The organism is Neoroseomonas marina, from assembly GCF_012927745.1.
Taxonomy (GTDB): domain Bacteria; phylum Pseudomonadota; class Alphaproteobacteria; order Acetobacterales; family Acetobacteraceae; genus Neoroseomonas; species Neoroseomonas marina.
In genome coordinates this window covers 69,669-84,709 of sequence record NZ_JABBKX010000009.1, presented here as the reverse complement: position 1 = coordinate 84,709, position 15,041 = coordinate 69,669, and the positions used below count along the sequence as shown (strand labels likewise).

General features: G+C 69.0%; 13 protein-coding genes. 4 read left to right on the top strand and 9 right to left on the bottom strand.

Annotated features, from left to right (window positions below; translation table 11 throughout):
* Positions 1-3: 3 nt before the first annotated feature.
* From GWK16_RS20805 to GWK16_RS20785, 5 genes are read right to left on the bottom strand one after another with little or no spacing between them, the layout of a single operon-like run.
* The gene (locus tag GWK16_RS20805; RefSeq protein WP_170055898.1) at positions 4-444 is read right to left on the bottom strand and encodes a MaoC family dehydratase; all 441 of its coding nucleotides are present in this window, start codon (positions 442-444) and stop codon (positions 4-6) included.
* Complete coding sequence (locus tag GWK16_RS20800) at positions 441-1,976, bottom strand: acyl CoA:acetate/3-ketoacid CoA transferase (protein ID WP_170055897.1); 1,536 nt, start codon at positions 1,974-1,976, stop codon at positions 441-443. The genes GWK16_RS20805 and GWK16_RS20800 overlap by 4 nt, the downstream gene beginning before the upstream one ends.
* Positions 1,973-3,973: a dipeptide ABC transporter ATP-binding protein gene (locus GWK16_RS20795; protein WP_170055896.1), complete on the bottom strand. Its 2,001-nt coding sequence runs from the start codon at positions 3,971-3,973 to the stop codon at positions 1,973-1,975. Before GWK16_RS20795 ends, GWK16_RS20800 begins: the two co-directional genes overlap by 4 nt.
* Complete coding sequence (locus GWK16_RS20790; RefSeq protein WP_170055895.1) at positions 3,970-4,824, bottom strand: ABC transporter permease; 855 nt, start codon at positions 4,822-4,824, stop codon at positions 3,970-3,972. Before GWK16_RS20790 ends, GWK16_RS20795 begins: the two co-directional genes overlap by 4 nt.
* A complete protein-coding gene (locus GWK16_RS20785) occupies positions 4,821-5,831 on the bottom strand; it encodes an ABC transporter permease subunit (protein WP_170055894.1) in 1,011 nt (336 codons plus the stop codon). Before GWK16_RS20785 ends, GWK16_RS20790 begins: the two co-directional genes overlap by 4 nt.
* 56 nt (positions 5,832-5,887) lie before the next feature.
* Here GWK16_RS20785 and GWK16_RS20780 point away from each other — a divergent pair, with 56 nt between their 5' ends.
* The gene (locus GWK16_RS20780) at positions 5,888-6,670 is read left to right on the top strand and encodes an enoyl-CoA hydratase/isomerase family protein (RefSeq protein WP_248291529.1); all 783 of its coding nucleotides are present in this window, start codon (positions 5,888-5,890) and stop codon (positions 6,668-6,670) included.
* Here the strand turns inward: GWK16_RS20780 and GWK16_RS20775 are convergent.
* Positions 6,667-8,277, bottom strand: a complete 1,611-nt coding sequence (locus tag GWK16_RS20775) for an ABC transporter substrate-binding protein (protein ID WP_170055893.1) — start codon at positions 8,275-8,277, stop codon at positions 6,667-6,669. The two genes, GWK16_RS20780 and GWK16_RS20775, sit on opposite strands and share 4 nt — an antisense overlap.
* Positions 8,278-8,379: 102 nt before the next feature.
* On the opposite strand from GWK16_RS20775, the gene GWK16_RS20770 reads away from it, so the two are divergent.
* From GWK16_RS20770 to GWK16_RS20760, 3 genes are read left to right on the top strand one after another with little or no spacing between them, the layout of a single operon-like run.
* The gene (locus tag GWK16_RS20770) at positions 8,380-9,381 is read left to right on the top strand and encodes a Gfo/Idh/MocA family protein (protein ID WP_170055892.1); all 1,002 of its coding nucleotides are present in this window, start codon (positions 8,380-8,382) and stop codon (positions 9,379-9,381) included.
* The gene (locus GWK16_RS20765) at positions 9,378-10,181 is read left to right on the top strand and encodes a shikimate dehydrogenase family protein (protein WP_170055891.1); all 804 of its coding nucleotides are present in this window, start codon (positions 9,378-9,380) and stop codon (positions 10,179-10,181) included. Before GWK16_RS20770 ends, GWK16_RS20765 begins: the two co-directional genes overlap by 4 nt.
* The gene (locus tag GWK16_RS20760; protein ID WP_170055890.1) at positions 10,181-10,669 is read left to right on the top strand and encodes a MaoC family dehydratase; all 489 of its coding nucleotides are present in this window, start codon (positions 10,181-10,183) and stop codon (positions 10,667-10,669) included. The genes GWK16_RS20765 and GWK16_RS20760 overlap by 1 nt, the downstream gene beginning before the upstream one ends.
* On the opposite strand, the gene GWK16_RS20755 is transcribed toward GWK16_RS20760, so the two are convergent.
* The 3 genes from GWK16_RS20755 to GWK16_RS20745 form a co-directional block, all read right to left on the bottom strand.
* Positions 10,644-11,798, bottom strand: a complete 1,155-nt coding sequence (locus GWK16_RS20755; RefSeq protein ID WP_170055889.1) for an acyl-CoA dehydrogenase family protein — start codon at positions 11,796-11,798, stop codon at positions 10,644-10,646. The genes GWK16_RS20760 and GWK16_RS20755 overlap by 26 nt on opposite strands.
* A gap of 96 nt (positions 11,799-11,894) precedes the next feature.
* Positions 11,895-13,238 carry an LLM class flavin-dependent oxidoreductase gene (locus tag GWK16_RS20750; protein WP_170055888.1) on the bottom strand — a complete coding sequence of 448 codons (1,344 nt, stop codon included), beginning with the start codon at positions 13,236-13,238 and terminating at the stop codon, positions 11,895-11,897.
* A 71-nt stretch (positions 13,239-13,309) separates the two neighbouring features.
* Positions 13,310-15,040, bottom strand: a complete 1,731-nt coding sequence (locus tag GWK16_RS20745) for an ABC transporter substrate-binding protein (protein WP_170055887.1) — start codon at positions 15,038-15,040, stop codon at positions 13,310-13,312.
* Position 15,041 lies beyond the last annotated feature (1 nt).

Below are 15,041 nucleotides of genomic sequence, written 5' to 3'. Positions count from 1 at the left end.
CCGCTAGGCGGCCGCGACCCAAGCCAGGATATGCGTCCCGGCAAGGCAGACGTCCCCATCCTGGTTCACCACCTCCAGCCGCGCGCGGGTGCGGGCCCGGCCGTCGTCCACTTCCTCGATGACGTATCGCGCGGTCAGCGTGTCGCCGGCGAAGACCGGACGGGTGAAGCGGATGCGGTCGTAGCCCGCCGAGACCGGCGTGCCCGTGGCCCCGCGCGCGACCGACCGGCGCGACATCATGCTCGCTGTCGTCGAGAGCAGTCCCATCACATGCGCCCCATGCGCGATGCAGCGCCCGAAGGCGGTGCGCGCGGCGAAGTCGGGGTCGGTGTGCACCGGATCGTCGTCCCCGCTGATGCGGGCGAAGGCGGCGATATCATCGGCGTCGATGCGGCGGGTGTACTCGGCGACCTCGCCCGTCTCGAGGAAGGTCGGGGCCTTCATGTCAGCCGTTCCGCGGCGATCCGCGTCGGCCGCGGCGGCAGGCGCGCCGCGAGGCCCATCGGTCGATCCGCAAACAGCGCCGTATCCATCTGCTTCAGCGCCGGCGAGACCACCGGCCGGAACGCCATGGCGCCGATCACGTCGCGCTCGACATCGAGGCCGGGCGCGATCTCGACGAGCTCGGGACCGCTCTCGCCCAGGCGGAAGACCGCGCGTTCCGTGACGTAGAGCACCTCCTGCCCCCGTTCGCGCGCATAGGGGCCGGAGAAGGAGATCTGCTCGACCTGCTGAACCGCCTTCTTCGCCTCGCCCGCCGTGAGCGTGCCGCCGAACACCACGCGCCCGGCACCCTGGCTGATGTTGACGAAGCCGCCCGGCCCGACGATGCGCCCGCCGAAGCGGGAGACGTTCACATTCCCCGCCGCATCGAATTCGGCGAAGGAGAGGAAGGCGAGGTCTAGCCCGCCACCGTCGTAGAAATCGAACTGGTAGGGCTGGTCGACCTGCGCGTCGGGGCTGCTGGCGGCGCCGGCCTCGTTGCCGCTCGCCGGTGCGCCGCCGATGTTGCCCTGTTCGTTGGTCAGGCAGATGCGGTCGAGCACCGCCTCCTCCGCCGCGACATTGGCGATGCCGGTGGAGATGCCCGATCCGAGGTTGCAGACCGCGCCCTCGAACAGTTCCATCGCGCCGCGCCGGGCAACGATGCGCCGGGGGCCGGGCGGCAGGCGAGGGACCTCGTCCAGCGCGACGCGGTGATGGCCGGAATAGGCGAGGCTGTCCTGCGTCTCGTAGGTCTGCCACTGGTCGGGCACGATGACGAAGGCGTCGACCAGGATACCCGGGACCTTCACCATCTTCGGGTGCAGCGTGCCGCGCGGCACCAGGCGCTTGGCCTGGGCGATGACGATGCCGCCCTGCCGCCGCGTCGCCTGGGCGATGGAGAGCATCTCGAGCGTCACGGCCTCGTGCTCCATCGAGAGGTTGCCCGCTTCGTCGATCGCCGAGCCGCGGATGAAGGCGACATCGACCTTGTAGGGCTTGTAGAAGAGGTACTCCTCGCCGCGCAGCGTCACGACCTCGATCAGATCCTCGGTGGCGCGCCGGCTCTGCCGCCCGCCGCCGATGCGCGGATCGACGAAGGTGCGCAAGCCGACCTTGGTGAGCAGGCCCGCGCGACCGGCCGCCATTTCCCGCATCAGCTGCGACAGCGCGCCCTGGGGCAGGGTGTAGGCCTCGATCTTCTCGTCCAGCGCCAGGCGCGCGATGCCGGGGCTGTTGACGAAGGTGCCCGAGACGACGCGCTTCAGCAGACCGTCCTGCGCCAGGTGGCCGGCGCCGCGCGTCTTGCCGTCGCCGAGGCCGACCGGATGCAGCGCCGTGATGCCTCGTGGCGCGCCGGTCTCGCGGAAGCGGTGGCCCACGGCTTCCAGCAGGGCGTCCGGCACGGCGTGGCCGCCGCCCGAGCCGCCGATCAGCAGCGTATCGCCATCGCGCAGCGCGGCAGCCGCCTGCGCGGCGGTGATCTGTCTCATGGCATCCCCTTGAACGATCCGGGCGCATGGCACAGCACGCGATGGCCAGGCGCGATCTCGGTCGGTGGCGGTGGTTCGGCGCAGACGGGCTGCGCCACGGGGCAGCGCGCGCGGAACGCGCAGCCCTGCGGTAGGCGCAGCGTCGAGGGCGGTTCGCCCCCGAGCACGACGCGCTGGCGGCCCGGCTCCGGCACGGCGGAGAGCAGGGACACCGTGTAGGGATGCGCCGGCTGCGCAAACAGATCGCGCGCCGGTGCTTCCTCGACGATGCGGCCGAGATACATCACCGCCACGCGGTCGCAGAAGGCGCGCACCACCGCGAGGTCATGCGCGATGAACATGTAGGCGAGGCCCATCCGCTCCCGCAGGTCGAGCATCAGGTTCAGCACCTGCGCCTGCACGTTCACGTCGAGTGCCGAGACGGGCTCATCCGCGACGATCAGCGCCGGTTCCAGCCCGAGCGCCCGGGCGATCGAGATGCGCTGGCGCTGCCCGCCCGAGAATTCATGCGGGAACCGTATCGCCCAGGACGGGTTCAAGCCGACCATGTCGAGCAGCGCGCCGACCCGCTCGCCCGCTTCAGCGGCCGTCCTGGCACGGCCGTGCACGAGCAGCGGTTCTGCCAGGATGTCGCCGATGCGCATGCGCGGGTTCAGCGAGGCGTAGGGATCCTGGAACACCATCTGCAGGCGCGGGCGGAGCTGGCGCAATTCCTCGCCGCCCAGGGTCGCGATGTCCTGGCCGTCGAACCGTATGTGGCCAGCGTCCGGCGTATGGAGGCGCGTGACAAGACGCGCCAGCGTGGACTTGCCGCAGCCGCTCTCGCCGACGATGCCGAGCCGCTCGCCGGGCATGACGTGCAGCGAGACCCCGTTCACCGCATGCACCACCTCGCGCGCGCCGAAGAAGGACTTCTTCGGCAGGGGGAAGTGCTTCACCAGATCCCGGGCGACGAGCAGCGGCTCGGTCGTGGAAGATTCCGGCGGCTTCGCGTGGGCGGGCACCGTTCGTGGCGGCAGGCTGCGCCCGTCGGCCGTCACCCAGCAGCGCGCGAGGCGGCCGGGCGCGACCGCGGCGAGTGGCGGGCGCTCCGTGCCGCAACGCTCGATCCTCCAGGGGCAGCGCGGGGCGAAGCGGCAACCCTGCGGCATCGCGAGCGGGTCGGGTGGCGCGCCCTCGATCCCCGGGAGGCGGTCGGCGATCGGCGCGTCGAGCCGCGGCACCGCATTGGCCAAGGCCCAGGCATAAGGATGGCGCGGGTCCGACAGGACGTCGGCGGTCGGGCCTTCCTCCACGACCTCGCCGGCGTACATCACGACGATGCGCTTGCAGATGGTGCCGATGACGCCAAGGTCATGGCTGATCAGCACGATCGCGGTGCCGAACTTCTCGTTGAGACCCGCCAGCAGGTCGAGGATCTGGGCCTGGATGGTGACGTCGAGCGCGGTGGTGGGCTCGTCCGCCAGCAGCAGCGTCGGATCGTTCGCCATGCCCATGGCGATCATCACCCGCTGCCGCATCCCGCCCGAGAACTGGTGCGGGTAGGAGGCCGCTGCCCGCTCGGGCGAGGCGACGCCCATGCGGCGCAGCAACTCGATGCCATGGCGCCGCGCGTCGCGGGCATCCATCCGGCCATGGGCGACGACATGCTCCGTCACCTGGCGCAGGATGCGCAACACGGGGTTCAGCCCGGTCAGGGAATCCTGGAACACCATCGCCGCATTGGCGCCGCGCCAGGCGGTCAGCTCGCGCGGTGACATGGTCAGCACGTCGCGGCCCTCGAACAGGACCTGGCCGCCTTCGATGCGGGCCGGCGGATCGAGCAGGCGCATCAGGGACTGCGCGGTGACGGACTTGCCGGATCCGCTCTCGCCGACGATGCCGAGGGTCTCGCCCTTGCCGACCGAGAAGGACACGCCGTCCACCGCGCGCACCGGGCCGGCGTCGGTGTGGAAGACGGTGACGAGGTTGCGGACGTGGAGGACGGCGTCGCTCACCGGCTGCGGGCCTTCGGATCGAGCCAGTCGCGCAACCCGTCGCCGAGGAAGTTGAAGCCGACGACGACGGACAGGATGGCAATGCCGGGGAAGGTCGCGACCCACCATTGCTCGACCAGCTCGCGGCCCTCGGCGATCATCGACCCCCATTCCGGTGTCGGCGGCACCACGCCGAGGCCGAGGAAGGACAGCCCCGCGAAAGTCAGGATGGCGATGCCGAGGTCGAGCGTGCACAGCACCGCGATCGGCCCGAAGGTGTTGGGCAGCACGTGCCGCCACAGGATGCGCTTCTGCGGCAGGCCGGCCACCGTCGCGGCTTCCACGTATTCCTGGCTGCGCTGGACGATGGCGAGGCTGCGCGCCAACCGCGCGAATTTCGGCCACCACACCACCAGCATGGCGATGATGGTGTTGGTCGTCCCGATGCCGAGCGCCGCCGCGAGCGCGAGCGCGAGGATGATCGGCGGGAAGCACAGCACCAGGTCGGTGAAACGCATCAAGGCTTCCTCGCCCCAGCCACGCAGCCAGGCGGCGAGGATGCCGACCGCCGTGCCGAAGGCCGCGCCGAGGATCACCACCGAGAAGCCCGCCAATAGCGACACGCGCGACCCGTAGATCAGCCGCGACAGCACGTCGCGTCCGAGGATGTCCGTGCCGAGCCAATGCGCCGCCGAGGGTGCGGCGAGGCGGTTCGCGATATCCTGCGCATCCGGGGGGAAGGGCGCGATCCAGGGTGCGAAGATCGCGACCAGGATCCAGCCCAGGACGATGCCACCGCCAGCCCAGGCCAGCCCGTAGCGGCGGATCCGCCGGCGCAGCCGCGATGCCGTTAGCGTCGCAGTGGCGCTCATCGCCGCACCCGCGGATCGAGGAGCGCGTAGGAGAGATCGACGACCAGGTTCACGAGCAGGTAGGTGGCCGAGACCACCAGCGTGATGCCCATGATCGCCGGAAAGTCGAGTGCCGCCGCCGAGCGGAAGGTGTAGCGACCCAGCCCAGGCCAGGCGAAAATCGTCTCCGTCATCACCGCGCCGGTCAGCAGGTTCGCATAGGCGAGCCCGCCGAGGGTGACCACGGGCACCAGGGCGTTGCGGAGCGCGTGATGCAGCACGACGGCGCGTTCCTTCAGCCCCTTGGCGCGGGCGACGCGGACATAGTCCTGGTGCAGGCATTCCAGCATCGCTGCCCGGGTGGTCCGCGTGATGAGCCCGAGCGTTGCAGCCGCCAGGACGATCGCCGGCAGCGCGAGATGGGTGAGGGCGTCGTGGAAGGTCTCCCAATCGCCTTGCACCGCGCTGTCCCACAGGAAGAAGCCGGTGCCGCCCTCGGGCGGGAAGGCGATGGGGTCGAGCCGGCCCGGCCCCGGTGCCCAGCCAAGCCAGCCGTAGAAGATCGCGAGGAAGATGAAGGCGAGCCAGAAAGTCGGTGCGGAGACACCCAGCAGCGACACCGCGCGTGCCACCGCGTCCACGATGCTGTCCCGCCAAACGGCGGCCGCGACGCCGAGCGGGATGCCGACCACCAGCGCCAGCAGGAAGGAGACGGTCGCGAGCTCTATCGTCGCCGGCGCATATTGCGCGATGTCCTCGAGCACCGGCCGTCGCGTCGCGATGGAGATGCCGAGGTCCCCGTGGAGGAGCCCGCTGAGGAAGATCCAGTAGCGGTCCCACAGCGGCAGATCGAGGCCCCACTTCGCGCGCCATTGCGCGACAACCGCCGGGTCGCTGGCCAGGATGTCGCCGAGCTGCGCCAGCACCGGATCGCCCGGCACGAAGTTCGAGATGAGGAAGATGACGAGGCTCGCGAGCAACGCCATCACCACCGCGGATGCAAGTCGTATGGCGACGTATCGCAGCACGCAGACAGATCCTTCCCTTGCGGGCATGCTGCACTTGTCCCGATGCGGCAATCAAGATGCTGGAGGAAACGATGGACGGCGCCGTGACCACGACCCTGCATGGCCCTGTGGCGGAACTGCTGCTGGACCGTCCCGCGAAGCACAATGCGGTGACCCCGGCCATGGCGGCGGCGATCGCGGAAGCCGCCCACGCCCTCGATGCCGATGACGCCGTGCGCGTCGTGCTGCTGCGCGGTGCGGGGGAACGGGCCTTCTGTGCGGGCAGTGATCTTAACTCGCTGGCCGCTTATCCAAGCACATGGCATTTCCGTAACCGCGTCGAATACGCCACCGCCATCCGCAACATCCGCAAGCCGGTGATCGCGGCGCTACAAGGCTGGACGCTCGGTGGCGGGGCGGAGATGGCGCTCGGCGCCGACATCCGCATCGCGGCGGAAGGCACGCGCTTCGGTTTCCCCGAGGTCACGCGCGGCTGGGTCGGTGGCGGGGGCGCGTCCCAGATGCTGCCGCGCATGATCGGCACGGCGCGCGCCATGCGCATGCTGATGACCGGCGATCCGATCGAGGCCACCGAGGCACAGGCGCTCGGCCTTTTCGACCAGGTGGTGCCGCAGGCGGACCTGCTGGCGGCGGCGCAGGCGATGGCGGCGAAGATCGCCGGGTTCAGCCCTGTGGCCGTGCAGTCGGTGAAGGCCTCGGTGCGCATGGCAATGGAGGCGCCGCTGACCGCCGGCCTGCTCTACGAGAACGAGATGAACGTGCTCTGCTTCTCGGCCGGCGACCATCTGGAAGGGATCCGCGCCTTCGCCGAGAAGCGAGGCGCGGCCTTCTCCCGCTAGGCCGGTCGGACCTTGCCCATCTCGAGCTGCCAGCCGGCCGCGGTCAGCGGGAAGGCGCCGACCGTGTTCCGCACCGCGATCTGGTAGGTCGGCTGGAACAGGATGAAGTGGTGGGCGACGTCCACTACGCCGCGCTGCCATTCCACCCAGAGCCCCGCCGCCTTTTCGAGGTCCTGTTCCTCCGAGGCGCGCTTGACCAGGTCGGTCATCGCCTGTGGCACCGTCCAGTGCACGCGCCGCGCGACACGTTCCACCACGGCCGAGGCCCAGAGGTCGTTCGACACCGCCGGCGGGTTCCAGAAGGTCAGCACGCCACCCGCCATGCGACCCGTTGTGTAGGCGGTGCGCAGGTTGACCTGGTCCATCGGGTTCAGGCGGACGCGGATACCCACGCGCGCGAGGTCGGCCTGCAGCTTCTGCCCCAGCACCTGGTAGGAGATGCCGGCAACGGCCGCGTTGCCATAGGCGATCTCCATCTCGAAGCCGTCCGGCACGCCGGCGGCCTGGAGCATCTGCCGCGCCCGGTCGAGATTGGTGTTGAAGCCGACCTCGCGCGCGATGCGCTCGGTGCTGCCGTTCACGCCGATCGGCAGGAAATGCGCCGGGCGAACCGCCGCCCCGCCGAGCAGGCTGCCGAGAATGCCGTCGTAGTCGATCGCATAGCCGATCGCGTGTCGCGCTTCCTTCTTCGCGAGCACAGGGTTGGCCTGCGGGCTCTCGGTCACCGCCATGTAGACGAAGTCGAGGCTCGGCATGCGGTCGATGCGCACGCCGCTGTCGCCAGCGAGCGTGGCGATCTGTTCGGGGATCAGGTTGAAGGCAGCGTGCACGTCCCCGCGCCGGACCGCGAGCAACTGCGCCGCGCTGTCGGACAGGTGGCGGATGATGACGCGTTCGAAGGGGGAGGGGCCGCCCCAGTAATGCGGGTTCCGCACGAGCTGGATCTGGCTGTTGCGTTCCCAGCGCACCAGGCGGAAGGGGCCGGTGCCCGCCGAGTTGTTGTTCAGCCAGTCGGTCGCCTTGTCGGCCTCGCGCGCATTCTCGGCGTCGGTGCCGCCCTGCGCCATCACGGCGGCCTTCTCGAGGATCCCGTTGCCGGGTGCGGCAAGGATCGGCAGCACCGGCGCGTTCGGCGCATTCATGATGAAGTCGACGGTCTTGGCGTCGACGGCCACCACGCGATCGACTGACTTCAGATACTGCTGCGTCTGCTCCTTCATGTTCAGCAGGCGCATGAAGGTCCAGCGCACATCCTCGGCCGTCAGGGGATTGCCCGAGGCGAACTTCACGCCGTCCCGCAGCGTGAAGCGCCAACCGCGCCCATCCGGCGTCCGCTGCCAGAACGTAGCGAGCGCCGGCTTGACGTTGACGAGGTCGTCCGGCGTCAGCGTCACCAGCGCGTCGTAGGTCGCGGCCAGCGTCATCGGCGGCGTGTACTGCGCCTGCCGTACCGGATCGAGCGTCACGGTGTCGCTGATGTCGATGCCGATCACCAGCGTGTCGCGGCGGGACTGCGCGAACACCGTCTCGGGCAGCATCGGAAGCGCCGCGGCGGAAAGTCCCAGCATGCGCGCAAGCGTACGGCGGTCGATGACCGTGGCTGTCATGGAACGGAACCTCCTGGGGACCCTTGTGCCGGGCCGTTGGGGAAGGCAGCCTAGACCTCGCCAGCAACGGCGTGGAAGCCGGAATCGAAAAGGGGGGACGCCATGGCGACCGGCGTCGGCATCATCGGCCTCGGCATGGCCGTGACGCCGCATATGCTTGCCCTGCGTGATCTCGAGGCTGCGGGGCGCGCCCGGATCATCGGTGGCTACGCACCTTCGGCCGGGCGGCGCGATGCCTTCAGCGCGCGATGGTCCGCCGCTGCATTCGATGGCCTTGATGCACTGCTCGAAGCGCCGGGGCTGGATCTCGCGCTGATCCTTGCGCCGCCCGGCGAACACCTGCCGATCGCCGAGCGCGTCGCGGCCGCCGGCAAGCACATGATCGTCGAGAAGCCGCTCGAGCGCACGGTCGCGCGCGCCGAAGCCCTGGCTGCTGCGGCCGAGCGCGCCGGCGTCCGCGCCTCCGTCTGCTTCCAGCACCGTTTCCGCCCCGGTGCGCTCGAACTCGCGCGGCGTCTGCGCGACGGCGACCTCGGGAAGCCGCTCAGCGCCTCGGCGAGCATCCGGTGGTGGCGCGACGCGAACTACTTCGCGCAGCCGGGTCGTGGCACCATGGCCCGGGATGGCGGGGGCGTGCTGCTCACCCAGGCGATCCACACCATGGACCTGCTGCTGCACCTGATGGGGCCGGTGCGTGACGTCGCGGGGTTCGCGCAGAATGCGGGCCTGCGCGTGAACGACACCGAGGACGTCGCGGCGGCGGCTATCCGCTTCGAGAACGGGGCGCTCGGCGTGATCGACGCGACCTCCGTCGCGCGTCCCGGCTTTCCAGAGCGCATTGAGATCGCCGGCACCAAGGGGAGCGCGCTGCTCATCGGCAACCGGCTGGAATTGTATGCCGGCGACGGCCCGCCCGAGATCCTCGACCCCGGCAGCGGCACGGGCGGCGGCGCGGACCCCATGGCCTTCGACCATGGCCCGCACCGGGCGCTGATCGCCGAGATGCTCGACGCCATTGCCGAGGGACGCGCGCCATCGAACGACGCGCGCAGCGCCTTGCATGTGCAGCGCCTGATCGAAGCCTGGCTGGGAGGCCGCCCATGACCATCACCGGTGCGACGCGCCTGCTCGCCATCATCGGCGATCCGGTGGCGCCGCTTCGCTCGCCCGCCTTCTTCAACGCTGCCTTCGCGCGCATGGGGCGGGACACCGCCTTCGTGGCCTTCCAGATCCCGGCCGGCGCGCTGGAACGCTCCTGGCCGGCTTTCGAGGCGATGAAGAACCTGGACGGCATCGTCATCACCATGCCGCACAAGGAAGCGGTGATGCCGTTGCTCGCGGATCTCGGCCCGACCGCGCGGCTGACGCACTCGGTCAATACCATCCGACGCCGCCCCGACGGCGCCTTCGAAGGCGACATGTTCGACGGGGAGGGCTTCCGAGACGGGCTCGAGCGCGCCGGCCATCCGGTGCGCGGCAAGCGTATCCTGCAGGTTGGCTGTGGCGCGGCGGGCACCGCGATCGCCTGCGCCCTGGCGCGTGCCGGGGTCGCGGACCTGACGATCCACGACAGCGCGGCGGCGCGACAGGCGGCATTGGCCGCGCTGCTGCGCACCCATTTCCCGAGGACGCACGTCGTTTTGGGACCGCCGGACCCACGCGGCTTCGATATCGTCGTGAATGCAACGCCGCTCGGCCTGCAACCGGGCGACCCGACATCGATCGACCCGACGCTGCTGGTGTCGTCGCAGGTGGTCGCGGACGTGATTCCGAACCCCGAGGTGACGCCCCTGATCGCGGCCGCTCGGGCCATCGGCTGCGCGACGACGACCGGGCGCGACATGCATGAAGGCCAGGCGCGCCTCGCCGCCGCCTATCTCGGCATCGAGGATTGGAACGGCTGATGGACAGCGCCGCCGCGCCGGATGACGGCCGCCTCGCCTATGACGACATCGCCGACGACCTGGCGTGGGAGACGCCTGGAATCACGGTGACGGAGAGCCACATCTTCGCCTTTGCCGGCCTGTCCGGCGACTTCTACGAGATCCATGTCGACGACGACTATGCGCGTTCCCTCGGCTATCCGGGGCGGGTCGCGCATGGGCTGCTGGGGCTTGCCCTCGCGGATGGGCTGAAGAACCGGTCGGTCGTTCGGCTGGCCGCGATCGTCTCGCTCGGATGGCGGTGGCGATTCGCCGGCCCGATCCTGGTCGGCGACCGCGTCCAGGCCCGTATCAAGGTCGTTGCCAAGCGCGCCACGCGGCGCCCGGATCGCGGGATCGTCACGCTCGATCTGACCCTGTTCAACCAGAAGGGGGAGGTTGTGCAGGCCGGCGAGAACGACCTGATGGTCCACCGTACCGTCGCTACGCCAGCAGGGTCCGCGCCATGATCATGCGCTGGATCTGGTTGGTGCCCTCGTAGATCTGCGTGATCTTGGCGTCGCGGTAGAGCCGTTCCACCCGCACACCGCGGATATAGCCGGAACCGCCATGGATCTGCACCGCGTCCGCGGTGCGCGCCACGGCCGCATCCGCGGCGAAGCACTTCGCCATGCTGGCTGCGAGCGTCGCCTTGCCGCCGCCATCCAGCAGGCGGGCGGCCTCCATGATCATCAGCCTTGCCGCCTGGATGTCCTTGGCCATGTCGGCGATCATCCACTGCACGGCCTGGAACTCGGCGATCGGCTTGGCGAACTGCACGCGCTGCTTCGCATAGGCGATGCTTTCTTCGAGCGCGGCCATCAGGATGCCGAGCGCCAGCGCGGCGATGCCGACGCGCCCCTTGTCGAGCACCGACATCATCATGTGGAAGCCGCGACCCTCGGTGCCGAGCAGGGCCTCGCCGGGCAGCCGCACATCGTCAAAGGTCAGGCCGCCGACTTGTGAGGCGCGCTGCCCCATCTTGTGTTCCTTGCGCCCCCGCGAGACGCCGGGAAGGTCGAGGTCGACCAGGAAGACCGACATGCCGCGGTGCCCCGCCGAGGGATCCGTCCGCGCCAGGACGGCCGCGAAATCGGCCACCGGCGCATTGTGGATCCACAGCTTCGCGCCGTTCAGCACCCAGCCGGTGCCGTCGCGCCGTGCCTCGGTCTTCAGGGAGCCGAGGTCCGATCCCGCCCCGGCCTCGGTCAGGGCATAGGCGCAACGCCGCTCCGCCTTAAGCAGCGGGGCGAGGTAGCGTACCTGCTGCGTGGCGGTCCCGTGCTGGGTCAGCAAGGTGCCGAGCAGTTCGACAAGTCCGACCTGGTCGGCGACCGAGGCGTAGCCGCGCGACAGTTCCTCCATCACGAGCGCGTAGGCCAGCGCATCGGCGCCGGCGCCGCCGAGTGCCTCCGGGACCGTGATCCCGAACAGCCCCGCGGTGGCGAGACGGCGATAGAGGTCGGCAGGAAAGGCTTCGCTCTCATCGAGCTCGGTTGCGATGGGCGCGACCTCCGCCGTGGCGAAGCGTCGGGCCGTGTCGCGCATCGCCTCATGCGTAGCGGACAGGCCTTGCGCGTCTAGCAACCCGATGGTCATTGGCGCTTCCTCCGTCAACCTTTGGCGTGCGGAGGGGTCCGTCCTGGACCGTTCCGCAGCGTGCCGGTCATAGCACGCTGCGGGCCCACCGTACGGTCAGGCGACGGCAACCCGTCCGACGTAGCGGTTCACGGGTGGTGTCAGCCCGAGATTCTCCCGCAGCGTCGACCCGGCATACTCCGTGCGGAACATGCCGCGGGCCCGAAGCTCCGGCAGAACCAGCTCGACGAACTCATCGAGGCCGAGCGGCAGGACCGGCGGGCAGAGGTTGAAGCCATCCGCCGCATCCGCTTCGACCCAGGCCTGCATGTCGTCGACGATATCCTTCGGCGTTCCGACCAGGATGCGGCCGCCGAAACCCGCCGCGATGGTGGTGTAGAGTTGCCGGATGGTGAGGTTCTCGCGCCGCGCCAGGGCGAGCAGGTTTTTCGTCATGCTCTTCACGACGGGGTTCTCGGGCTCGGGCACCGGACCATCGATCGGATAGGCCGAGAGGTCGCCCATCTGGCCGTAGAGGTAGGAGAGCCCCAGTTGTGGTTCGACCAAGCTGTTCAGAAGATCGAACTTCTCGCGCGCTTCCTCTCGCGTGCGGCCGACGAAGATCGTCACGCCTGGCATGATCTTGAGGCTGTCGCGCGATCGTCCGTACTTGGCGAGGCGCCCCTTCAGGTTGGCATAGTAGGCCTTGGCGGATTCGAGATCGAGCGGCGCGGCGTAGACGACGTCCGCGCTGCGTGCGGCGATCTCGAGACCCTGCTCCGCGGCCCCGGCCTGTACCAGTATGGGCCGCCCCTGCGGCGTGCGCTTGATCGTCAGCGGGCCCTTCACCTTGAAGTGCTTGCCGTCATGGTTCAGCGCATGGAGCTTCGACTGGTCGAAGAAGATGCCGCTCGCCTTGTCGAACAGCGGCGCGTCCTCCTCCCAGGAATCCCATAGGCCTTTCACGACCTCCACGAACTCGGCCGCGCGTTCGTAGCGCAGGTCGTAGTCCATGTGCTTGTCGCGATTGAAGTTGCGCGCCTCGGCATCCGACCAGGAAGTCACGATATTCCAGCCGGCGCGACCGCCGCTGAGGTGATCCAGCGAAGCCCATTTGCGCGCGATGTGATAGGGCTCGTTGTAGGTCGTGGACGCCGTCGAGACGAGGCCGATATGCGACGTCACCGCCGAGAGGGCGGAGAGGAGCGTCAGCGGCTCGAGTTCCAGCGTCTGGTGCGAACGGCAGAGCGCGCCCGGCGGTTCGTCCTTGGTCCGCAGCCCGATCCCGTCGGCGAGGAAGACCATGTCCATCTTCGCGGCTTCGGCCGTCTGCGCGATGTAGCGGTAGTGGCTGAACTTCGACGCCGCGTCCGGATCCGCCGAAGGGTGCCGCCAGGCGGCCGCGTGGTAGCCCAGGTAGCGCATGGAAAGGCCGAGGCTGATCTGCTTCGGGCTGCTCATCTGTCACATCTCATTGTCAGGATGGCTGGAAGGCGCCGCCCCGCCCGCCGGGGGCAAGGCGGCGCAACGATTCAGTAGCGATAGCCGGCGCGTTCGAGGTACTGCCGCGACATGTCGAGGTCGTAGGCGATCGGCTTCAGGATGTCGCGGTCATACTCCGGCGCCGAGTAGGGGATCGGCACGGTGCCAGGCTTGCCGTAGCCGCCGGCGATCTCCTGGACGATCTGCTCGCGCGGCATGGCGTGGCTAATCGCCTTGCGGATGTAGGCGGCAGCCTCGGCGGCGCGGGACGGATCCTGCCGGCCAAGAGGCGTCTCGACGCCAGTGCCGAAGACGGGGTGGCGGAGGTTGTAGCAGATGTGCTGCCACTTGAAGCTGTCGAAGGTCTGCACCCTGCCCCAGGACGCGTCGATCGTGCTGGCCACCGGTCCGATGTCGTACATCGGATCATGGGCGTCGATCTCGCCGGCGCGGAGTGCGGAAAGCACCGCATCCGTGCCCTGGATATTGACGACGTAGAAGGTCTTCACATTGCCCGGATGCGGCTTCCAGTAGTTCTCATTGCGGGCGAACTTGTAGGCGCGCCGCTGTGGATCGTAGCCCTGCGCAATCCACGGTCCGGTACCGATGCCGCCCTGCGCCGTATAGCTTCGCCCGTCCGACGTTCGAACGTTGTAGCGGCCGAGCCAGGTGCTGGCGGCGTGGCCGCGCAGCGCTTCCGGCCGGATGCCTTCATAGGCATGCTTGGGCATGATCGCCTGGGCACCGAGCAACCAGTCGAAGAACAGCATGTTGTAGGCCGGCAGATCGACGGTGATCTCGTGCTTGCCAGTGACGCGATAGGCGTTGGGGCCGCCGAGCACCTGTTCGGCCGTCGCCTGGATCTGGGACCCGTAGGCCTTGTTGAGGAAGGTGTCCCAGGTGAACTTCACGTCCTCGGCCGTGAATTCCTCGCCCGAATGCCACTTCACGCCCTGGCGCAGGCTGATCACCCAATGCTTGCCGTCGGGCGACATGGAGTGGCCGGTCGCGAGCGCCGGCTCGAGGCGCTTGTTCTCCCAGTTGTCGTACTCGTAGAGCCGATTGTAGATCGGGCCGAAGATGTTCGATTCATTGTAGCCGATGCTGTACATCGGAATCAGGGCGGAGGGCGGCGCCCAGGAGGCGAAAGCCGCGGTCGCGTTGTCGCCGCCGCCTTCGATCGTCCACTTCTCCGGGTTCGGATAGAAGACCGGATTGAAGGTGGTGAAGTCGAAGCCGCGCAGCTTCGGATTCACCGCAATGACGTCCTCCGGATAGAACAGGATCGTCATCGGCTCGATGTCGTACCAACGCTTCTCGAAATCGCGATAGGCCTGCGCACGCTGTGCGGGATCGATGGTACCGGCGATGCGGTCGAGCGCGTTGTCGATCTGCGGATCGTTCACGTAGTAGAAGTTCTGTCCGCTCGGCGGCATCAGCCGACTATGGAACAGCGCATTCGGCGTCGGCGTGATGGCGTTGTAGTAATAGCGCTCCAGATAGGCGTCCCAGCCGCCCTCCGCATGCGGCTTCCCGTCGCCGCGCGACCGGCGCGGAGCGATGACGGTGAAGGGCACGAAGCTCGAGACGACGTCGATGCCGATGCGCGACATCTGCTGCGCCGCGAGAGTTCCCCAGATCATGCGCGCCGGCTGGTTGTTCGGGATCATGAGGTAGAGCCGGAAGAAGGGCGGTGCCGCACGGGCCGGTCCGACAGCCGCGGTAACGACCGAGGCCGCCGCTGCCTGCATCAGGGTGCGGCGCTTGGTGCTCATGCGCATG